This is a genomic window from Mycobacterium sp. KBS0706, assembly GCF_005938675.2.
Taxonomy (GTDB): Bacteria; Pseudomonadota; Alphaproteobacteria; order DSM-16000; family Inquilinaceae; genus Inquilinus.
The window spans coordinates 57,614-77,081 of sequence record NZ_VCCH02000029.1 but is presented as its reverse complement, the minus strand read 5'-3'; the positions used below and the strand labels follow the sequence as shown (position 1 = coordinate 77,081).

The 19,468-nt window shown below is 69.9% G+C and carries 18 protein-coding genes and 1 tRNA gene; 15 read left to right on the top strand and 4 right to left on the bottom strand.

From position 1 onward, the window contains the following. The first annotated feature begins 48 nt into the window (after nucleotides 1-48). Nucleotides 49-1,632: a trimethylamine methyltransferase family protein gene (locus tag FFK22_RS17510; RefSeq protein ID WP_138892649.1), complete on the top strand. Its 1,584-nt coding sequence runs from the start codon at nucleotides 49-51 to the stop codon at nucleotides 1,630-1,632. Here the strand turns inward: FFK22_RS17510 and FFK22_RS17505 are convergent. Together FFK22_RS17505 and FFK22_RS17500 are read right to left on the bottom strand one after the other, a co-directional pair. Continuing rightward, on the bottom strand, nucleotides 1,625-2,800 hold the full coding sequence (locus FFK22_RS17505) for an adenylate/guanylate cyclase domain-containing protein (RefSeq protein WP_138892650.1): 1,176 nt from the start codon (nucleotides 2,798-2,800) through the stop codon (nucleotides 1,625-1,627). The genes FFK22_RS17510 and FFK22_RS17505 overlap by 8 nt on opposite strands. Before the next feature lie 4 nt (nucleotides 2,801-2,804). Then, nucleotides 2,805-4,028: an MFS transporter gene (locus FFK22_RS17500; RefSeq protein WP_138892651.1), complete on the bottom strand. Its 1,224-nt coding sequence runs from the start codon at nucleotides 4,026-4,028 to the stop codon at nucleotides 2,805-2,807. 144 nt (nucleotides 4,029-4,172) lie between these two features. On the opposite strand from FFK22_RS17500, the gene FFK22_RS17495 reads away from it, so the two are divergent. From FFK22_RS17495 to FFK22_RS17460, 8 genes are all read left to right on the top strand, one after another. Beyond that, a complete protein-coding gene (locus FFK22_RS17495; RefSeq protein ID WP_138892652.1) occupies nucleotides 4,173-5,096 on the top strand; it encodes a LysR family transcriptional regulator in 924 nt (307 codons plus the stop codon). A gap of 129 nt (nucleotides 5,097-5,225) precedes the next feature. Continuing rightward, nucleotides 5,226-5,705: a formate dehydrogenase subunit gamma gene (locus FFK22_RS17490; RefSeq protein ID WP_138892653.1), complete on the top strand. Its 480-nt coding sequence runs from the start codon at nucleotides 5,226-5,228 to the stop codon at nucleotides 5,703-5,705. Then, nucleotides 5,702-7,270: an NADH-quinone oxidoreductase subunit NuoF gene (locus tag FFK22_RS17485; RefSeq protein WP_138892654.1), complete on the top strand. Its 1,569-nt coding sequence runs from the start codon at nucleotides 5,702-5,704 to the stop codon at nucleotides 7,268-7,270. Before FFK22_RS17490 ends, FFK22_RS17485 begins: the two co-directional genes overlap by 4 nt. 12 nt (nucleotides 7,271-7,282) lie before the next feature. Further along, nucleotides 7,283-10,129, top strand: coding sequence for a formate dehydrogenase subunit alpha (gene fdhF, locus FFK22_RS17480; RefSeq protein WP_138892655.1), 2,847 nt, complete (start codon nucleotides 7,283-7,285; stop codon nucleotides 10,127-10,129). Between the two features lie 2 nt (nucleotides 10,130-10,131). After that, nucleotides 10,132-10,956 (top strand): formate dehydrogenase accessory sulfurtransferase FdhD, encoded by an 825-nt coding sequence (fdhD, locus tag FFK22_RS17475; RefSeq protein ID WP_138892656.1) that lies wholly within the window; start codon nucleotides 10,132-10,134, stop codon nucleotides 10,954-10,956. After that, complete coding sequence (locus tag FFK22_RS17470) at nucleotides 10,953-11,168, top strand: formate dehydrogenase subunit delta (RefSeq protein WP_138892657.1); 216 nt, start codon at nucleotides 10,953-10,955, stop codon at nucleotides 11,166-11,168. The genes fdhD and FFK22_RS17470 overlap by 4 nt, the downstream gene beginning before the upstream one ends. 67 nt (nucleotides 11,169-11,235) lie before the next feature. Continuing rightward, the gene (locus FFK22_RS17465) at nucleotides 11,236-12,306 is read left to right on the top strand and encodes a DUF2252 family protein (RefSeq protein ID WP_138892658.1); all 1,071 of its coding nucleotides are present in this window, start codon (nucleotides 11,236-11,238) and stop codon (nucleotides 12,304-12,306) included. Nucleotides 12,307-12,327: 21 nt separating this feature from the next. Further along, complete coding sequence (locus FFK22_RS17460; RefSeq protein ID WP_138892659.1) at nucleotides 12,328-12,657, top strand: L-rhamnose mutarotase; 330 nt, start codon at nucleotides 12,328-12,330, stop codon at nucleotides 12,655-12,657. A 286-nt stretch (nucleotides 12,658-12,943) separates the two neighbouring features. Here FFK22_RS17460 and FFK22_RS17455 read toward each other — a convergent pair. Both FFK22_RS17455 and FFK22_RS17450 read right to left on the bottom strand, forming a co-directional pair. After that, nucleotides 12,944-13,020: transfer RNA gene (locus FFK22_RS17455), tRNA-Pro, on the bottom strand. Nucleotides 13,021-13,085: 65 nt separating this feature from the next. Then, the gene (locus FFK22_RS17450; RefSeq protein ID WP_221938660.1) at nucleotides 13,086-14,123 is read right to left on the bottom strand and encodes a polyprenyl synthetase family protein; all 1,038 of its coding nucleotides are present in this window, start codon (nucleotides 14,121-14,123) and stop codon (nucleotides 13,086-13,088) included. Nucleotides 14,124-14,243: 120 nt separating this feature from the next. Here FFK22_RS17450 and FFK22_RS17445 point away from each other — a divergent pair, with 120 nt between their 5' ends. The 6 genes from FFK22_RS17445 (at nucleotide 14,244) to glyS (ending at nucleotide 19,464) form a co-directional block, all read left to right on the top strand. Further along, the gene (locus FFK22_RS17445) at nucleotides 14,244-14,462 is read left to right on the top strand and encodes a DUF2007 domain-containing protein (RefSeq protein ID WP_138892660.1); all 219 of its coding nucleotides are present in this window, start codon (nucleotides 14,244-14,246) and stop codon (nucleotides 14,460-14,462) included. Then, nucleotides 14,455-15,213: a tRNA1(Val) (adenine(37)-N6)-methyltransferase gene (locus tag FFK22_RS17440; RefSeq protein WP_138892661.1), complete on the top strand. Its 759-nt coding sequence runs from the start codon at nucleotides 14,455-14,457 to the stop codon at nucleotides 15,211-15,213. The genes FFK22_RS17445 and FFK22_RS17440 overlap by 8 nt, the downstream gene beginning before the upstream one ends. Before the next feature lie 71 nt (nucleotides 15,214-15,284). Next, entirely contained in the window at nucleotides 15,285-16,124 is an 840-nt protein-coding gene (locus FFK22_RS17435; protein WP_138892662.1) for a S49 family peptidase, read from the top strand. Between the two features lie 8 nt (nucleotides 16,125-16,132). Next, entirely contained in the window at nucleotides 16,133-16,357 is a 225-nt protein-coding gene (locus FFK22_RS17430; protein WP_138892663.1) for a hypothetical protein, read from the top strand. 111 nt (nucleotides 16,358-16,468) lie between these two features. Continuing rightward, nucleotides 16,469-17,350 (top strand): glycine--tRNA ligase subunit alpha, encoded by an 882-nt coding sequence (locus FFK22_RS17425; protein WP_143956838.1) that lies wholly within the window; start codon nucleotides 16,469-16,471, stop codon nucleotides 17,348-17,350. An 11-nt stretch (nucleotides 17,351-17,361) separates the two neighbouring features. Further along, entirely contained in the window at nucleotides 17,362-19,464 is a 2,103-nt protein-coding gene (glyS, locus tag FFK22_RS17420; protein ID WP_138892172.1) for a glycine--tRNA ligase subunit beta, read from the top strand. The last annotated feature ends 4 nt before the right edge of the window (nucleotides 19,465-19,468 follow it).

Below are 19,468 nucleotides of genomic sequence, written 5' to 3'. Positions count from 1 at the left end.
ATGGTGTCGCAGCGTAGCATCGGGACTCTGCGAGGAGGACTGCCCGCCATGACCGACGCTGCCACCCCACCAACCGACGATACCCAGGACACCGGCGGCCGGTCCGGCCGGCGCAGCCGCGGCGGCGCCGAGGCCCGGCGGGCCCTGCGCCGCGGCGGCGGGCTGCAGCAGCTGAAATACATCTCGCGCAAGATCCCGCTCTACGAGGTGCTGAAGACCGACGGGCTCGAGCTGATCGAGCACAACGCCGACACGGTGCTGGAGGAGATCGGCCTCGAGTTCCGCGACGACGAGGAGACGCTGGAGCTGTGGAAGGCGGCCGGCGCCGACGTCCGCGGCACCCGCATCCGCTTCCCGCGCGGCCTGTGCCGCCAGCTGGTGCAGGCGACCGCGCCGCGCGAATTCACCCAGCATGCGCGGAACCCGGAACGCACGGTGCAGATCGGCGGCGGCAACACCGTCTTCGCCCCTGTCTATGGCCCGCCCTTCATCCGCACCCTCGACGAGGGCCGCCGCTACGCCCGGATCGAGGATTTCCGCAACTTCGTGAAGCTCGCCTACATGACGCCGGCGATGCACCATTCCGGCGGCACCGTGTGCGAGCCCGTCGACCTGCCGGTGAACAAGCGGCATCTCGACATGGTCTATTCCCACATCAAGTACTCCGACAAGCCGTTCATGGGCTCGGTCACGGCGCCGGAGCGGGCGGAGGACACGGTCGCCATGGCGCGGCTGGTGTTCGGCGAGCAGTTCGTCGACGAGAACTGCGTGCTGATCAGCCTGATCAACGCCAACTCGCCGATGGTGTGGGACGGCACCATGCTGGGCGCCTTGAAGACCTATGCCCGCGCCAACCAGGCGGTGATCGTCACCCCCTTCATCCTGGCGGGCGCGATGGCGCCGGTGACCAGCGCCGGCGTGCTGACCCAGACCCTGGCCGAGAGCCTGGCCGGCATGGCCACGGCGCAGCTTTGCCGCCCCGGCGCGCCGGTGGTGTTCGGCTCCTTCGCCAGTTCTATCTCGATGCAGTCGGGTGCGCCGACCTTCGGCACGCCGGAGCCGGCGCTGGTGCTGTACGGCGCCGCCGCCCTGGCCCGGCGCCTCGGCGTGCCGTTCCGCTCCGGCGGCTCGCTCTGCGGCTCCAAGGCCCCCGACGCGCAGGCGGCGTTCGAGAGCGCCCAGACCCTGCTGCCGACCATGCTGGGCGGGGTCAACTTCGTGCTGCACGCCGCCGGCTGGCTCGAGGGCGGCCTGGTCAGCTCCTATGAGAAGTTCATCCTCGACGCCGACCAGCTCGGCATGATGCAGGTGATGGCCGAGGGCATCGACCTCAGCGAGAACGGCCAGGCGATGGACGCGATCCGCCAGGTCGGGCCGGGCAGCCACTATCTCGGCTGCGACCACACCCAGCGCAACTTCGAGACCGCCTTCTACCGCTCGACCATCGCCGACAACAACTCGTTCGAGCAGTGGGAGGCCGAGGGCCGGCAGGACGCCTCGCAGCGCGCCAACAAGATCTGGAAGCGCATGCTGGAGGAGTACGAGGCGCCGGCGATCGACCCCGCGGTCGACGAGGCGCTGCAGGACTTCATGCGGCGCAAGAAGGACAGCATGCCCGACGCCTTCACCTGAGAGGCTGGGCGGCGTCCCAGGCGAAAAGCTCCAGCGGCTCGGCGAAGCCCTTCAGCGGGTGCGGGCCGATGCTGCGGCTGCCCGGCCGGTCCAGCAGCGCCGCGAAGCGCGGCGACATCAACAGTGGCTGGCCGGTGGTGGCGCAGGCGGTCTGGATCCGGCTGAGCAGGTTGACGTCGCGGCCGATCACGGTGAAATCCAGCCGCCCGCCGGAGCCGATATTGCCATAGGCGACCTCGCCATGATGCAGCGCCACGCCGGCGCTCAGCGGCGTCCCGGCCTGGGAGACGGAGTGGATGCTGGCCAGGGCCTGGCGGGCCGCCTCGAAGGCCGCGGCGCAGCTGGCCTCCGGTCCGTCCTCGTGGTGGAAGAAGGCCAGGACGGCGTCGCCCATGAACTTCAGCACCTCGCCGCCGGCGGCGGCGATCGGCGGCACCAGCTGGTCGAAGTAGAGGTTGAGCCGGTCCAGCATCTGCTCCGGCGGCAGCCGGTTCGACAGCACGGTGAAGTCACGCAGGTCGCACAGCAGCAGCGCCGCGTTCAGCGTCTCGACATCGCCGCGCCGGATGTGTCCTTCCAGGATGCGCCGGCCGGTGAGCGGGCCGACATAGGTGTCGAGCAGCGTCGCCTCGGTCAGCCGCAGCAGCCGGACCTCGCAGGCGCTGCGCAGGGCCGGGACGATGCGCTGCAGCAGGGCGCGGCCGTCCGCTCCGAAGCCCTCCGGCCGCCGCGTGGCGAAGACGGCGGCGCTGGCCGGGCCTTGGCCCATCAGCAGCGGCACCACCTCCGCCACCGCGATGCCGCGGCCGTGGAAGAAGTCCAGCTCCTCCAGCTTGGCGATCTCCCCCACCGTCGTCAGGCTCAGCCAGCTCCGCTCCTCGGTGGCCCGCCGGATCGGGTTGGCGGCGAAGAAGGGCTGGTGCTCGATCGCGTTCTCGCGGTCGCGCTGCTCCACCGGCTCGCCTTCGCTCCAGGCGAAGGTGCGGGCCAGGATCTGCGGGTGCAGCGTGCGCAGGGACAGGCTCAGCCGATCGATCGGCAGGCCCAGCGTGCGCAGCCGCCGGCCGAGACCGGTCAGCATGGCGGCACCCGCGGCGTCGTGGCATTCGTCGCCCGACAGCCATTCGATCAGCTCGGCGACGCCGGCCGGTGCGGGATTGGTCATCATGCGATCAGCCTGACAGGGTCTGCGCCTTGCGCAGCGCCGGGAACAGCCGCATCCACAGGATCGCGACCAGGACGGTGCCGACGCCGCCGAGGATGCCGGCCGGCACCGCGCCGAGCAGCCCGGCGGCCATGCCGGATTCGAACTCGCCGAGCTGGTTCGAGGTGCCGATGAACAGCGAGTTCACGGCGCTGACCCGGCCGCGCATCCCGTCCGGCGTCAGCAGCTGCACCAGCGAGCTGCGGATCACCACGCTGACATTGTCGGCGGCGCCGAGCACGGCGAGCGCTACCAGCGACAAGGCCAGGCTGGTGGAGGCGGCGAAGACCACGGTGGCGGCGCCGAACACGACCACCGCCGCGAACATCTTGAGCCCGACCGCGCGGCCCAGCGGCATCCGGGTCAGCACCACCGACATGGTCAGCGCCCCGACGGCCGGAGCGGCGCGCAGCAGGCCCAGGCCCCAGGGGCCGGTCTGCAGGATGTCGTGGGCATAGATCGGCAGCAGCGCCGTCGCCCCGCCCAGCAGCACGGCGAACATGTCGAGCGAGATGGCGCCGAGGATCATCGGCTGGCTGCGGATGAAGGCGATGCCGGAGAACACCGAGCGCAGCGTCGCCGGCTCGCGCCGCGGCGGCGGGCGTTCCAGCCGCATCAGCAGCATCAGCACGCAGGCGCCGATGAAGCTGGCGGCGGCGATGGCGAAGGGAACGGTGGTTCCGACGGCGTAGAGCAGCCCGCCGACCGACGGGCCGACGATCGTCGCCGTCTGCATCGCGGAGGAGGAGACGGCGAGGGCCCGGGGCAGCACCGCGGGCGGCACCACCCCCGGCAGCAGCGCCGCCATGGTCGGCTGCTCGAAGGCGCGGGCCGCACCCAGCACCAGCACCGCGGCGAAGATGTCGGGCACGGTCAGCCAGCCGTCGAGGATGCCGAGGGCCAGCACCACCAGCGTCGCGCCTTCGACGAACACGCAGATCTGGACGATCCGGCGGCGGTCGTAGCGGTCGGCGACATGGCCGACCAGCAGCGTCAGCACCACCATCGGCAGGAACTGGAACAGCCCGACCAACCCCAGCGTGTAGGCGCTGCCGGTCAGGGCATAGGCCAGCCAGCCAATGGCGACGGCCGACATCTGGAAGCCGATGGCGGACAGCACCCGCGCGCCCCAGAACACCAGGAAGGAGGGGTGGTCGAGCAGGCGGTCGCTGCTCAGGGCTGTCGTCGTCACGGGATCGCTGTGTCGAGTGAGGAGGACGGCAGCTTAGCGGCCGGGTCGTGGAGGGCCAATCGAAACGGCGCCGGGCTGACCCGCTTGCGGCGGAAGCGGATGCGGCCGATAACCGTGCGTTATCAAGCCGCACTCGGAGGCCCGATGGTCATCCGCCAGCTCGAATACCTCGTCGCGCTCGCCCGCGAGAAGCATTTCGCCCGCGCCGCCGAGGCCTGCCGCGTGTCGCAGCCGGCGCTGTCGACCGCGCTGCGCCAGCTCGAGGAAGAACTGCAGGTGCCGATCGTCGAGCGCGGCCACCGCTTCCAGGGCTTCACCCGCGAAGGCGCCCTGGTGCTGGACTGGGCCAAGAAGATCCTGGCCGACCGCGACGGCCTGGCGCAGGAGCTGGCGATGCTGCAGCAGGGCCTGGCCGGCAGGCTGCGGATCGGCGCGGTGCCCTCGGCCCTGCCGATCGTGTCGCTGATCACCTCGCCCTTCGCCCAGACCCATCCGGCGGTCACCGTCTCGGTGCTGTCGCAGACCTCGATCCAGATTGAGGCCGGGCTGGAGAATTTCGAGATCGATGTCGGCGTCACCTATCTCGACAACGAGCCGCTGCGCCATGTCCGCAGCCTGCCGCTGTACCAGGAGGACTACATCCTGCTGATGCCGGCGGAGCAGGCGCCGCCGTCGCGCCGGACCATCCACTGGGCCGAGGCGGCGGAGCTGCCGCTGTGCCTGCTGACCCCGACCATGCAGAACCGGCGAATTATCGACGGCATCTTCCGCTCCGTCGGCTGTTCGCCGCGCGCGGCGGTCGAGACCGACAGCATCATCAACCTGTGCTCGCATGTCCGCGGCGGCTTCTGGTCCAGCGTCATGCCGCGGGCGCTGCTGCATCTGTTCGGGGTGCCGGCGGGCACCCGCGCGCTGCGGCTGGTCGAGCCCGAGGCCACCCGCACGATGGGGCTGGTGATGACGGACCGCGACCCGCCATCCCCCTTGGCTCGCGGCCTGTTCGACACCGCACGGATGCTCGATCTCGACGCCGAGCTCCAGGCCACGCCCCTGCACCCCGCTCCTTGATAAACAGAGATTATCAATTCATCCGGGCTTTGTATTTGAATCTGGTATACGCACCCGCCCATCCTTAAATCTATCGGGTGGCAGCCAAGGGCCGCCCGGTCCAACGAACCCGATAAGGGAGTGGGACGGATGCCCGAACACCGGGGCTGGGACGCCGAGGTGGCGCGTGACGTGATCGCATCGCATGGTGCGACCGAAGGGCCGTTGTTGCCCATCCTGCACGACCTGCAATCGGTCTTCGGCCATGTGCCGCGCGAGGCGCTGCCGCTGCTGGCCGACGCGCTGAACCTGTCCCGCGCCGAGGTGCACGGGGTCGTCACCTTCTATCATGATTTCCGGGCCGAGCCCGCGGGGCGTCATGTGCTGAAGCTGTGCCAGGCCGAGGCCTGCCAGTCGATGGGCGCGCGCGACCTGGCCGAGCATCTGCGCCGGCGGCTCGACATTGGCCTGCACGAGACCACGGCGGACGGCCGGATCACGGTCGAGCCGGTCTACTGCCTCGGCAACTGCGCCTGTGCCCCGGCGGCGATGGCCGATGGCGAGCTGGTCGGGCGGATCGATGCCAAGCGCCTCGACCGCATCGTCGACGCCATGGAGGCCGGGCGATGAAGGTCTTCGTCCCCCGCGACGCTGCCGCCATCTCGGTCGGCGCCGACGACGTCGCCCGCGCCATCCGGGCCGAGGCCGCCGCCCGCGGCATCGAGCTGCAGCTGGTCCGCAACGGCTCCCGCGGCCTGCTATGGCTGGAACCCTTTGTCGAGGTTGAGACCCCGGCCGGCCGGATCGGCTACGGCCCGGTCTCGGACGAGGACGTGCCCGGCCTGTTCGCCGCCGGCTTCGCCGAGGGCGGCGACCACCCGCTGCGCCATGGCCGGCCCGAAGAGATCCCCTATCTCGCCAAGCAGCAGCGCCTGACCTTCGCCCGCTGCGGCATCACCGACCCGCTTTCCCTGGACGATTACGAGGCGCATGACGGGCTGAAGGGGCTGCGCGCGGCCCTGGCGATGGAGCCGGCGGCGATCGTCGAGACGGTCACGGCGTCTGGCCTGCGCGGCCGCGGCGGGGCCGGGTTCCCGACCGGCATCAAGTGGCGCACCGTGCTGCAGGCCCAGGCCGACCGGAAATACATCGTCTGCAACGCCGATGAGGGCGACAGCGGCACCTTCGCCGACCGCATGATCATGGAAGGCGACCCCTTCCTGCTGGTCGAGGGCATGATTATCGCCGGCATCGCCACCGGCGCCACCAAGGGCTTCGTCTACATCCGCTCGGAGTATCCGCATGCGGTGGCGGCGATGAACGCGGCGATCGACATCGCCTATCAGCGCCGCGTTCTCGGTCCCAGCGTGCTGGACAGCGGCAAGCGCTTCGACCTCGAGGTCCGGGTCGGCGCCGGCGCCTATATCTGCGGCGAGGAGACCTCGCTGCTGGAAAGCCTGGAGGGCAAGCGCGGCATGGTCCGGCCGAAGCCGCCACTGCCGGCGCTGAAGGGCCTGTTCGGCAAGCCGACGGTGATCAACAACGTGCTGTCACTGACCTCTGTGCCGATCATCCTCGACAAGGGCGCCGCCTTCTACGCCGATTACGGCACCGGCCGGTCGCGCGGCACCCAGCCGCTGCAGCTGGCCGGAAACGTCAGGCGCGGCGGGCTGATCGAGGTCGCCTTCGGCCTGACCCTGCGCGAGCTGATCGAGGGCTTCGGCGGCGGCACCGCCAGCGGCCGGCCGTTCCGCGCCGTCCAGGTCGGCGGCCCGCTCGGCGCCTATTTCCCGGAGAGCCTGCTGGACACGCCGCTCGACTACGAGTCGATGGCGGCGAAGAAGGGCATGCTGGGCCATGGCGGCGTCGTGGTGTTCGACGACCGCGTCGACCTCGCCGTCCAGGCCCGCTTCGCCATGGAGTTCTGCGCGATCGAGAGCTGCGGCAAGTGCACGCCCTGCCGCATCGGGTCGACCCGCGGCGCCGAGACGATCGACAAGATCATCGCCAACCGCGACACGGGCGGGCATGAACTCGGCCGCAACCTGACGCTGATCGAAGACCTCTGCGAGACCATGCTGGACGGGTCGCTCTGCGCCCTCGGCGGCCTCACCCCCTATCCGGTGCTCAGCGCCCTGACCCATTTCCCCGACGACTTCGACCGCGCGCCCGCCCCGGCGCAGGCCGCGGAATAAGGAGGCCATCCCATGGCTCTCGTGACGGAACAGGATTTCGGGACCCCGGCGCGAATCTCGCCCAGCATGGTGACGCTGGAGATCGACGGCGAGGCCGTGACCGTGCCCGCGGGTACGTCGGTGATGCGCGCGGCGGCCGAGATCGAGACCGCGATCCCGAAGCTGTGCGCGACCGACAGCCTGGAGCCCTTTGGCTCCTGCCGGCTCTGCGTCGTCGAGATCGAAGGGCGGCGCGGCACGCCGGCCTCCTGCACCACGCCGGTCGAGCCGGGGATGAAGGTCCGGACGCAGTCGCCGAAGCTGGCGAAGCTGCGCCGGAACGTGATGGAGCTCTACATCTCCGACCATCCGCTGGACTGCCTGACCTGCGCCGCCAACGGCGATTGCGAGCTGCAGGACATGGCCGGCGTCGTGGGCTTGCGCGAGGTGCGCTACGGCTATGATGGCGCCAACCATCTGGTGGGCGAGAAGGACACCTCCAACCCGTATTTCACCTTCGACCCGACCAAGTGCATCGTCTGCTCGCGCTGCGTCCGGGCCTGCGAGGAGGTGCAGGGCACCTTCGCCCTGACCATCGATGGACGCGGCTTCGCCTCTTTCGTCTCGGCTGGCCAGGATGACGGCTTCAAGGAGAGCGAGTGCGTCTCCTGCGGCGCCTGCGTCCAGGCCTGCCCGACCGCGACGCTGATGGACAACAGCATCATCGAGGCCGGCCAGCCGGAGCATTCGGTGGTGACCACCTGCGCCTATTGCGGCGTCGGCTGCGCCTTCAAGGCGGAGATGAAGGGCACCGAGGTGGTGCGGATGATGCCGTACAAGGATGGCAAGGCCAATCACGGCCACAGCTGCGTCAAGGGCCGCTTCGCCTGGGGCTATGCCACCCACAAGGACCGGATCACCAAGCCGATGATCCGGAAGCAGATCACCGACCCGTGGCGCGAAGTGTCGTGGGAGGAAGCGATCGCCTATGCCGCCTCCGAGCTGAAGCGGATCCAGGCGACCTATGGCCGCGATTCGATCGGCGGCATCACCTCGTCGCGCTGCACCAACGAGGAGACCTACCTCGTCCAGAAGATGATCCGCGCCGGCTTCGGCAACAACAATGTCGACACCTGCGCCCGGGTCTGCCATTCGCCGACCGGCTACGGCCTGGGCCAGACCTTCGGCACCTCGGCCGGCACCCAGGATTTCGACAGCGTCGACGAGACCGACGTGATGGTGGTGATCGGCGCCAACCCGACCGACGCCCACCCGGTGTTCGGCAGCCGGATGAAGCGCCGGCTGCGCGAGGGCGCCCGGCTGATCGTGGTCGATCCGCGCCGGATTGACCTGGTCAAGTCGGCCCATATCAAGGCCGACCATCACCTGCAGCTCAAGCCCGGCACCAATGTCGCCATCGTAAACGCGCTGGCGCATGTGATCGTGGCCGAGGGCTTGGTGGCAGAGGACTATGTCCGCGAGCGCTGCGACATCGCCGAGTTCTCGCGCTGGGCCGAGTTCATCGCCGATCCGCGCCATGCGCCGGAGGCGGTGGAAGAGCTCACCGGCGTGCCGGCGGCCGAGGTGCGGGCGGCGGCGCGGCTCTATGCCACCGGCGGCCGGGCCGCGATCTATTACGGCCTCGGCGTCACCGAGCACAGCCAGGGCTCGACCATGGTCATGGGCATGGCCAACCTGGCCATGCTGACCGGCAACATCGGCCGCCGTGGCGTCGGCGTGAACCCGCTGCGCGGCCAGAACAACGTCCAGGGCTCCTGCGACATGGGGTCCTTCCCGCACGAGTTCCCGGGCTACCGCCATGTCGCCGGCGACGAGGTGCGGAAGATCTATGAGGATCTGTGGCAGGTGTCGCTGTCCGGCGAGCCGGGCCTGCGCATCCCCAACATGCTCGACGCGGCGGTCGAGGGCGGGTTCAAGGGCCTGTATGTGCAGGGCGAGGACATCGCCCAGTCCGACCCCGACGTGAAGCACGTCACGGCCGGCCTGGCGGCGATGGAATGCGTCATCGTCCAGGACCTGTTCCTGAACGAGACTGCCAGCTACGCCCATGTGTTCCTGCCTGGCTCCTCCTTCCTCGAGAAGGACGGCACCTTCACCAATGCCGAGCGGCGGATCAGCCGCGTCCGGCGCGTCACCCCGCCCAAGGCCGGCTACGCCGACTGGGAGGTGACGATGCTGCTGTCGGAGGCGCTGGGCTATCCGATGCGCTACAGCCATCCGAGCGAGATCATGGACGAGATCGCCCGGACCACGCCGACCTTCAGGAACGTGTCGTTCCAGCGGCTGGACGAGCTGGGCTCGGTGCAGTGGCCGTGCAACGATGCAGCGCCGGAAGGCACCCCGATCATGCATATCGACCATTTCGTCCGCGGCAAGGGCCGGTTCATGATCACCGAGTTCGTGCCGACCGAGGAGCGCACGGGCCCGCGCTTCCCGCTGGTGCTGACCACCGGCCGCATCCTCAGCCACTACAATGTCGGCGCTCAGACCCGGCGCACCGACAACGTCGCCTGGCATGAGGAGGATCTGCTGGAGATCCATCCGGTCGACGCCGAGAACCGCGGCATCCGCGACGGCGATTGGGTAGCGCTGCACAGCCGGTCGGGCGAGACCAGCCTGCGGGCCAAGGTCTCCGACCGGATGCAGCCGGGCGTCGTCTACACCACCTTCCACCACGCCGAGACCGGCGCCAATGTGGTCACCACCGACTATTCCGACTGGGCCACGAACTGCCCGGAATACAAGGTGACGGCGGTGCAGGTGCGACGGGTGAACCACCTGTCCGACTGGCAGATCGGCTATCGCGAGCTGCGCGAGAAGACGATCCAGATCGAGCGCCCGCAGGAGGCCGCGGAGTAGCCATGGCCCTGCCTCCAACCGACCTGCGCCTGCCGGCCCGGCGGCTGTTCCGGGACGACCGGGCCGAGCCGGTGGAGGAGGTGGTCGCGGCCGAGGTGCCGGTGGCGCTGGTCTATAACGGCCTGTCCTACGCCGTGATGATGGCGTCGCCGGCCGATCTCGAGGACTTCGCCCTCGGCTTCAGCCTGACCGAGGGCCTGGCCGATGCGCCGTCCGACCTGACGGTCGAGGAGGTCGTGGGCGACGAGGAGCGCGGCATCGAGGTGCGGATGGCGCTGCGCGGCGCGAACTTCTCGCAGATGCTGCAGAAGGTGCGGGCCATCACTGGCCGCACCGGCTGCGGCATCTGCGGCACCAGCGACCTCGACACGCTGCACGGCCGCAAGCGCCGCGCGCCGAAGCCGATCGAGGTGGAGCGGGCGGCGATCCGTCGGGCGCTGCGCGACCTCGACGGGCTGCAGGACATCCGCAGCCGCACCGGCGCCGTCCACGCCGCCGCCTGGGCCGACCGCGAGGGCCGGATCCGGCTGGTGCGCGAGGATGTCGGCCGGCACAACGCGCTCGACAAGCTGGTCGGGGGCCTGGCCCGCGCCGACATCGATGCGGGGCAGGGGATCTGCGTCATCACCAGCCGCTGCAGCTTCGAGATGGTGCAGAAGTCGGCGGCGGCGGGGATCCCGATCCTGGTCGCGATCTCGGCGCCGACGACGCTGGCGATCGACACGGCGAAGGCGGCCGGCGTCACCCTGATCGCCTTCGCCCGCGGCGACGGCATGACCGCCTACACAGACTTTTCCCCCCTGCTTCCAGCCAAGGTCGAAGCATGAGCGGCAGCGCCGACAAGATCACCCGCATGGCGAACCAGATCGCCTCCTTCTTCGCCGCTTATCCCAAGGAGGAGGCGGTGGCCGGCGTGCGCAAGCACATCAAGGATTTCTGGGAACCGCGGATGAAGGACCAGATCCGGGCCCAGGTGGCGGCGAAGAACGCCGAGCTCAGCCCCTTGGTGGTCGAAGCGGTCGAGACGCTCCCCCGCTGACAGCGCGTCCCGGTGGACGGCGGGCCACGGCCGATTATGATGTCGGCCGGGCAAAGCCGGGGTCCGCATGGGGTCGATCACCGCGTCGGTCAAGCGCTACGAGGTCTGGCTCGAGGAGCAACTCGGCCGCCAACTCGTGCAGGCCGATCTCGACCGCAAGCATCGCAAGATGGAGGAGAGCGATTTCCTCTTCCTGCGCGCCACCAGCTTCCGCTGGACCGAAACCGCGCATGAGCTCTGCCCCGGCCTGATGGAGACGCCGTGCGTCGTCGCGGTGGGCGACGCCCATATCGGCAATTTCGGGCTGTGGCGGGACGCCGATGGGCGGCTGATCTGGGGCGTGAACGATTTCGACGAGGCGGCGGAGACGCCCTATGCCCTCGACCTCGTCCGCCTGGCCGCCAGCGCCGTCCTGGCGCGCGGCCGCGACCGCTCGGTATCGGCCGACGAGATCTGCGCCGCCATCCTGGGCGGCTATGTCGAGGGCCTGCGGGCGCCCGGCGGCTTCGTGCTGGAGCGCCGACATCTCTGGCTGCGCGACCTGGTGCTGGCCAGCGACGAGGAGCGCGAGCGGTTCTGGTCGGCGCTGGAAGACCTGCCGCGGGACGCTCCGCCGCGCGCCTATCGCGAGGCGCTGGCCGCGGCGATGCCCGACACCGATCTGGCGATCGCCACGGCCCGGCGGACAGCGGGGACCGGCAGCCTCGGCCGGCCGCGCTGGGTGGCGGTCGTCGACTGGCATGGCGGCCCGGTGGCGCGCGAGGCCAAGCCGCTGCTGCCCTCGGCCTGGTCGCTGGTCCGGGGCGGCGACCGCAAGGCGCGCTTTGGCGAGATCGCGGCCGGTCGGTTCCGCATCGCCGATCCCTGGCTCCAGCTGCGCAAGGGCATCATCGTTCGTCGCCTGGCGCCGAATAGCCGCAAGCTCGATTTCCCGGCCCTGGCGGATCCCGGCCTGCTGCGCCGCCTGTTGACCGCGATGGGGGCCGAGCTGGCCAATTTGCATTCGGCCCGCCGCTCGCGGGCCCGCGCCGTCGCCGACGATCTCGCGGCGCGCAAGCCCGCCTGGCTGCGCGATGCCGCCGGCAGGGTGGCCGAGGCGACCCGGCAAGACCGGGTGGCTTGGCGGGCCCGACGCTGAGGACGAACCGAGGAGGGGACGATGCAGCGCATGGGCATGTGCATCCGGCTGAAGCCGGAAACGGTGGCGGAGTATCTGCGGCTGCACCAGGCCGTGTGGCCGGAGGTGCTGGCCACGATCAGCGCCTGCCACATCCGCAACTACTCAATCTTCCTGAAGCAGCCGGAGAACATCCTGTTCGCCTATTGGGAGTATCACGGCGCGGATTTCGCCGCCGACATGGCGCGGATGGCGGCCGATTCGAAAACGCAGGAATGGTGGGCGCTGTGCTCGCCCTGCCAGGAGCCCTTCGAGACCCGGGAGGAGGGGGAATGGTGGGCGATGATGCCGGAGGTGTTCCATCACGACTGATGAGCCGGCGGCTCCGTGAATCCCTCGTGAACCGCGCAATTTCGCGTCGCGGAATTCCGACATGCCCCTCCCATATGGGGGTGTCGAGAGGCTGCCGGATCAAAGATAGTCCGACTTACCACCTCGACCCGGTCGGGGTGGCCGGCGAAGGCTTCGCCGGACTGACTCCATTGCTCCACTTCAGGGCCGGCCCGCACCGCAACCGGGCCGGCCTCTTTTATCTTCGGGGCAGGATGCAGAAATAGAAACGGCGCCTCGGGAGGGCGCCGTCTGAACCGGTTGGAAATGGTCGGAGTGAGAGGATTCGAACCTCCGGCTTCTACGTCCCGAACGTAGCGCTCTACCAGGCTGAGCTACACTCCGTCGCACCGGCGGTTGGGCTTATAGCGGGACTGGCGGAGGGCTGCAAGGCCTGTGTCGCAGTTCCGTCAGAAATCCCGCTCGACCACGAAATCGACCACATCCTCCAGCGCCTTGCGCATCGGCGAGGCGGGCAGGAGGCCGATCGCCCGGATGGCGTTCTCGGCGTGAACGCGCGCCGCCGCCATGCTGTCGGCCAAGGCACCGTGGCGCTGCAGCAGGGCCACGGCGTGGTCGAGATCCTGCTCGCTGTGCTCGCCATCCTCCAAGGTCCGGCGCCAGAAGCCGCGCTCCTCCTCGCTGCCGCGCTCGACGGCCAGGATCACCGGCAGGGTGAGCTTGCCCTCGCGGAAATCGTCGCCGATGGTCTTGCCCAGGCGGGCTTGGCGGGCGGAATAGTCCAGTACGTCGTCGACGATCTGGAAGGCGATGCCCAGCTCGGTGCCGAAGCTGCGCATGGCGGCGCATTCGGCCGCGCTGCGGTCGGCCACCACGGCGCCGATCTCGCAGGCCGCGGCGAACAGCTCCGCCGTCTTGGCGCGGATGATCCGCAGATAGGTGTCGCGGCTGGTCACGGTGTCGTGCGCCGCCGAGAGCTGCAGCACCTCGCCCTCGGCGATCACGGCCGAGGCGTTGGCCAGGATGCGCAACGTGTCGACCGATCCGTCCTCGACCATCACCTGGAAGGCGCGGGAGAACAGGAAATCGCCGACCAGCACGCTGGCCTGGTTGCCGAACACGACATTGGCCGAGGCCTGGCCGCGGCGCAGGTCGCTCTCGTCGACCACGTCGTCATGCAGCAGCGTGGCGGTGTGGATGAACTCCACGGCGGCGGCCAGGCCGATATGGCGCTGGCCACGATGGCCGCACAGCCGGGCCGAGGCGAGGGTGAGGACTGGACGGATGCGCTTGCCGCCCGAGGCGATGAGATAGCCAGCTAACTGCGGAATCAGCTCGACCGAGCTCTGCATCCGCTGCAGGATCAGGGCGTTCACCGCCTCCAGATCCTCGGCGACGAAGGCGGTCAGGCGGTCGAGCGCGCCGGCGTCGGCGGCCGGCTCCGGCGGCAGGGACTCGGCTCTCGTCGCTCCAAGACTGGCGGTCAAGCCCGGCTCCTCAACATCCACATTCCGATCTCCGGCACCGGCGTGCAGCGGGGCAGCGATCCGGACCGGATTGTGTCACCATGACCCTTGTGTGCGCTGCATAAACGAGAAACAGGCCCCGTGAAAGAGCTTCTGCGAACCAATGACCCGGTCCGGCTGTCCTTCCTGACCGCCCTGCTGACCGATGCGCGCATCGAAAGTGTCATCCTTGATATGCACACATCGGTGCTGGAAGGAAGCCTGGGCATCTTGCCGCGCCGCTTGATGGTGGCGGTGGAGGATTGGGCCAGGGCGCGGTATGTCCTTCAATCTGCGGGGGAAAGCCTGCCGGATGCCTGAGGGGCCGAGGCCCGGAGCCGCGAACCACGCTACCAGCGAGGACCGGCTGCTCGACGGGCGGGTCCGCCTGCTGCAGCCGCGGGACGGCTACCGCGCCGCGATCGACCCGGTGCTGCTGGCCGCCGCGGTGGCGACCGGGCCCGGTGAGCGCGTCGCCGATCTCGGTTGCGGCGTTGGCGCGGCGCTGCTGTGCCTCGCCGTGCGGTGTCCGGAAGTCTCGGTCACCGGCGTCGAGCGCGACTCCGGCCTGGCGGCGCTGGCCCGCGAGAATCTCGGGCTGAACGCGCTGGCGGGGCGCTGCGCGATCGTCGAGGGCAGCGTCGCCGACCCGATCCCGGGCGCGCCCTTCGACCGGGTGATGATGAACCCGCCCTTCCTGCCGCCGGGCCGCGGCCGCGCCTCGGCCCATCCGGTCAAGGCGGCGGCGAATGTCGAGGCCGGGCTGGACCTCGCCGGCTGGGTTGCCGCCGCGGCCGGGGCGCTGAAGCCGCGCGGCTGGCTGACCCTGGTCCACCGCGCCGACCGGATCGACGAGATCTGCGCCGCGCTGCGGCCCAGCTTCGGCTCGCTGACCGTGTTCCCGCTCTGGCCCCGGGCCGGAGAGCCGGCGCGGCGGGTGCTGGTGCAGGCACGGCGGGGCGGCCGGTCGCCCGCGGCGCTGGCGGCCGGGCTGGTGCTGCACGAGGCCGATGGCGGCTACACCCCGGCGGCGCAGGCGGTGCTGCGCGATGCGGCGCCGCTGGCGCTTTGAGACGCCGGACCTTTTGAAATCACGTTCCGGCGGGCCATATCCTGCCGACGGAAACCGATCGAGAGCGCATCATGGGCCTCCTGTCCCGACTTCCCTTCCTCGGCCGCGGCGACGGGCCGCTGGTCACCGTTCTGCCGCTGCGCGGCGTGATCGGAGGCGGGCGCGGATTCCTGGCTCAGGGCCTGTCGATGGAGAAGCTGGCCCGCCCGATCGCCGCCGCCTTCAGCCCCAAGCGCCTGGCCGCGGTGGCGCTGCTGGTGAACTCGCCGGGCGGGTCGCCGGTGCAGTCCTCGCTGATCGCGCGCCGCATCCGCGACCTGGCGGAGGAGAAGAAGGTGCCGGTCTACGCCTTCGTCGAGGACGTCGCGGCCTCGGGCGGCTACTGGCTGGCCTGCGCCGGCGACGAGATCTGGGTCGATGACAGCTCGATCATCGGCTCGATCGGCGTGGTCTCCGCCGGCTTCGGCTTCCAGGACGCGATCGCCCGCATTGGTGTCGAACGCCGGATGCACACCGCCGGCACGCGCAAGTCGATCCTCGACCCGTTCCAGCCGGAGCGGCCGGAGGATGTGGCCAAGCTGGAGGAGCTGCAGCGCGAGATCCATGCCGCCTTCATCGCTCATATCCGCGCCCGGCGCGGCGGGCGGCTGACGGCGGATGACGCCATCCTGTTCAACGGCGAGTTCTGGACCGGAGCCAAGGGCCGGACTCTCGGCCTGGCCGACGGCATCGGCCATCCCCATGCCGTGCTGCGCGCCAAGTTCGGGCCGAAGGTGCGGCTGAAGCTGGTGCAGCAGCCGACCGGGTGGCTGCGCCGCCTGACCCGGGCCGACAGCCTGGCGGCCGCCGCTGTGGACAGCGCCGTCGGCGCGGTGGAGGATCGGCTGCACTGGTCCCGCTACGGGCTGTAAGGACTTCAATGCTCGGCAAGATCCTCGTCGCGATCGCTCTCGTGGTCGGCGTATTCTGGTTGATGGGCATGGCCCGCCGCGTCGGGGTCGCCCGCGAGACGGCGGCGCGCCGCGATGCGCTGTCGCAGCAGCACCGCGCCCGCAAGGCGGAGAAGCGCACCGAGGACCTGGTCCGCTGCCCGAACTGCGGCGCCTATCACGCCGATGGGCTGAGCCATCGTTGCGAGGGGTGATGGGGTTGGGAGTCAGCCTCCGATCGTTCGGGTCGTTTGACGCCCCGCGCGCTTGAAGCCTCCCTCTGGGCGCCCTATGGTGCGCGGCCTCTTTCCAGCGCCAGCCGAGACATGCCGACGGTCGCCCCACCCCCGAAGAGTTTCCAGGAGATCATCCTGCGGCTGCAGAATTTCTGGGCCGCCCAGGGATGCCTGATCCTGCAGCCCTACGACATGGAAGTCGGCGCCGGTACGTCGCATCCTGCGACGACGTTGCGCTCGCTTGGTCCCGACCGGGTGTGGAACGTCGCCTATGTCCAGCCGTCGCGCCGGCCGAAGGACGGGCGGTACGGCGAGAACCCGAACCGGCTGCAGCATTACTACCAGTTCCAGGTGCTGATGAAGCCGGCGCCGGCGGATGCGCAGGATCTGTACCTGCAGAGCCTCTACGCCCTCGGCATCGACCCGGCGCTGCACGACATCCGCTTCGTCGAGGACGACTGGGAGAACCCGACGCTCGGCGCCTGGGGCCTCGGCTGGGAGGTCTGGTGCGACGGCATGGAGGTCACCCAGTACACCTATTTCCAGCAGGTCGGCGGCATCGAATGCGACCCGGTCCCGGTCGAGCTGACCTACGGGCTTGAGCGTCTGGCGATGTACCTGCTGAACGTGAAGAGCGTCTACGACCTGCCGTTCAACGACCCGCAGACGCCGGGCGCCAAGCGCTACGGCGAGGTGTTCCTGCGCGCCGAGCGGGAATACTCGGCCTATAATTTCGAGCACGCCGACACGGCGATCCTGCTGCAGCACTTCGAGGATGCGGAGCAGGAGTGCAAGGCGCTGTTGGAGCGCCGCCTGGCGCTGCCGGCCTATGACCAGGCTCTCAAGGCCGGCCACAATTTCAACCTGCTCGACGCCCGCGGCGTGATCTCCGTGGTCGAGCGCGCCGCCTATATCGGCCGCGTGCGTGACCTCGCCCGGGCCTGCTGCCGACTCTGGCTGGACGCGGCCTGAGGGGGGCTGACATGGCTGAATTCCTGCTCGAACTCTTCTCCGAGGAGATCCCGGCCCGCATGCAGGCGCGGGCCGCGGAGGATCTGAAGTCTCTCGTCACCGACGCGCTGAAGGCCGCCGGCCTGGCCTTCGATCGGGCCGAGGCCTTCGTCACGCCGCGGCGCCTCGCCCTCGTGATCGACGGCCTGCCGGCGGTGCGGCCCGACGTGGCCGAGGAGCGCAAGGGGCCGAAGGTCGACGCGCCGCAGCAGGCGATCGACGGCTTCCTCAAGGCAACCGGGCTGACGCTGGAGCAATGCGAGCAGCGCGACACGCCGAAGGGCAAGATCTGGTTCGCCAGCCTGACCATCCCCGGCGGCCCGACCGCCGACCTGCTGCCGGAGGTGATCCGCAAGGCGATCCTCGGCCTGCCCTGGCCGAAGTCGATGCGTGCGGCAGAGCAGGTGGTGCGCTGGGTGCGCCCGCTGCACCATGTGCTGGCGCTGTTCGACGGCCAAGTGGTGCCGTTCCGCTACGACCTGCACAAGCCGGACATCGACGGCTCGGGCGAGGGGGCCAAGCAGGCCGTCGGCTCGACGGTCGGCCATCGCTTCCTGGCGCCCGGCCGGATCGCGGTCACCGGCTTTGCCGATTACAAGGCGAAGCTGCTCGATGCCTATGTCGTGCTCGACCGCGAGGAGCGGAAGACGCTGATCCGCGATCAGGTCGAAGGCCAGGCCAAGGCCGCCGGCCTGACGCTGCGCGACGACCCGGGCCTGCTGGAGGAGGTGGCGGGGCTGGTCGAATGGCCGGTGGCCTATCTCGGCCGCATCGACGACGCCTTCATGACGGTGCCGGAGGAGGTGCTGGTCACCTCGATGCGCACCCACCAGCGCTACTTCGCCTTGGAAGGGGCCGACGGCAAGCTGGCGGCGCGCTTCGCCGTGGTCGCCAACACCGAAACGCGCGACAACGGTGCCACGGTGATCGACGGCAATGAGCGGGTGCTGCGCGCCCGCCTGTCCGACGCCAAGTTCTTCTGGGACCAGGACCGCAAGACCCCGCTGGAAAGCCGGATCAAGGACCTGGAGCCGATCATCTTCCACGCCAGGCTCGGCAGCGTGGCGCAGAAGGTCGAGCGTTTGGCGGCATTGGCCTGGTCGCTGGCACCGAAACTTGGCGCCGACCCGGCGCAGGCGGACCGGGCCGCGCGGCTGGCCAAGGCCGACCTGACCACTGGCATGGTCGGGGAGTTCCCGGAGCTGCAGGGGCTGATGGGCCGCTACTACGCCCTGGCCCAGGGCGAGGCGCCGGATGTCGCCGAGGCGATCGCCGACCACTACAAGCCGGTGGGGCCGGGCGACCGCTGCCCGACCGCGCCGGTCTCGATCGCCGTGGCGCTGGCCGACAAGCTCGACACCCTGGCCGGCTTCTTCGCGATCGACGAGAAGCCGACGGGCAGCCGCGACCCCTATGCGCTGCGCCGCGCCGCGCTCGGCGTGATCCGGCTGATTGACGAGAACGGCGTGACGCTGTCGCTGCGCGCCGCCTTCGGCGCGGCCTGGGATGCCTATCGCGTCGACGGGCTGCGGGACAAGGCTGTGGCGGTCGAGGAGCTGCTGTCCTTCATCGCCGACCGCCTCAAGGTGGCGATGCGCGAGAAGGGCGTGCGCCACGACCTGATCGACGCGGTCTTCGCCGTCGGCGGCGAGGACGACCTGCTGCGCCTGCTCGGCCGGGTCAAGGCCCTGGCGGCCTTCCTCGGCAGCGAGGACGGGGCGAATCTCCTGACCGCCTATCGCCGCGCCGGCAACATCGGCCGGATCGAGCGCAAGAAGGACGGGGTGGAGGGCTTCGGCGAGGTCGATGCCAGCCGCTTCGCCATGGCCGAGGAGCGGGCGCTGTTCGAGCGTCTGGAGGCCGATGCGCAGCCGCTGAAGGCGGCGCTGGCGGCCGGCGACTTCGCCGGGGCGATGGCCACGTTGGCCGGTTGGCGGCCGGCGGTCGACGCCTTCTTCGACGGGGTGCTGGTCAATGACCCGGTTGACGATTTGCGCCGCAATCGCTTGGCGCTGCTCGACGATCTGACGAGCTCCATGAATGACGTCGCCGACTTCTCGCGGGTCGAGGGCTAGAAGC

Excerpts from the sequence above, each read along its gene's own strand:
- glyS (WP_138892172.1), top strand. The coding sequence starts at position 17,362 with ATGGCTGAATTCCTGCTCGAACTCTTCTCCGAGGAGATCCCGGCCCGC.
- FFK22_RS17465 (WP_138892658.1), top strand. The coding sequence starts at position 11,236 with ATGGGGTCGATCACCGCGTCGGTCAAGCGCTACGAGGTCTGGCTCGAG.
- FFK22_RS17490 (WP_138892653.1), top strand. The coding sequence starts at position 5,226 with ATGCCCGAACACCGGGGCTGGGACGCCGAGGTGGCGCGTGACGTGATC.
- FFK22_RS17495 (WP_138892652.1), top strand. The coding sequence starts at position 4,173 with ATGGTCATCCGCCAGCTCGAATACCTCGTCGCGCTCGCCCGCGAGAAG.
- FFK22_RS17505 (WP_138892650.1), bottom strand. The coding sequence starts at position 2,800 with ATGATGACCAATCCCGCACCGGCCGGCGTCGCCGAGCTGATCGAATGG.
- fdhD (WP_138892656.1), top strand. The coding sequence starts at position 10,132 with ATGGCCCTGCCTCCAACCGACCTGCGCCTGCCGGCCCGGCGGCTGTTC.
- FFK22_RS17425 (WP_143956838.1), top strand. The coding sequence starts at position 16,469 with ATGCCGACGGTCGCCCCACCCCCGAAGAGTTTCCAGGAGATCATCCTG.
- FFK22_RS17440 (WP_138892661.1), top strand. The coding sequence starts at position 14,455 with ATGCCTGAGGGGCCGAGGCCCGGAGCCGCGAACCACGCTACCAGCGAG.
- FFK22_RS17485 (WP_138892654.1), top strand. The coding sequence starts at position 5,702 with ATGAAGGTCTTCGTCCCCCGCGACGCTGCCGCCATCTCGGTCGGCGCC.
- FFK22_RS17430 (WP_138892663.1), top strand. The coding sequence starts at position 16,133 with ATGCTCGGCAAGATCCTCGTCGCGATCGCTCTCGTGGTCGGCGTATTC.
- FFK22_RS17435 (WP_138892662.1), top strand. The coding sequence starts at position 15,285 with ATGGGCCTCCTGTCCCGACTTCCCTTCCTCGGCCGCGGCGACGGGCCG.
- FFK22_RS17510 (WP_138892649.1), top strand. The coding sequence starts at position 49 with ATGACCGACGCTGCCACCCCACCAACCGACGATACCCAGGACACCGGC.
- fdhF (WP_138892655.1), top strand. The coding sequence starts at position 7,283 with ATGGCTCTCGTGACGGAACAGGATTTCGGGACCCCGGCGCGAATCTCG.
- FFK22_RS17470 (WP_138892657.1), top strand. The coding sequence starts at position 10,953 with ATGAGCGGCAGCGCCGACAAGATCACCCGCATGGCGAACCAGATCGCC.
- FFK22_RS17460 (WP_138892659.1), top strand. The coding sequence starts at position 12,328 with ATGCAGCGCATGGGCATGTGCATCCGGCTGAAGCCGGAAACGGTGGCG.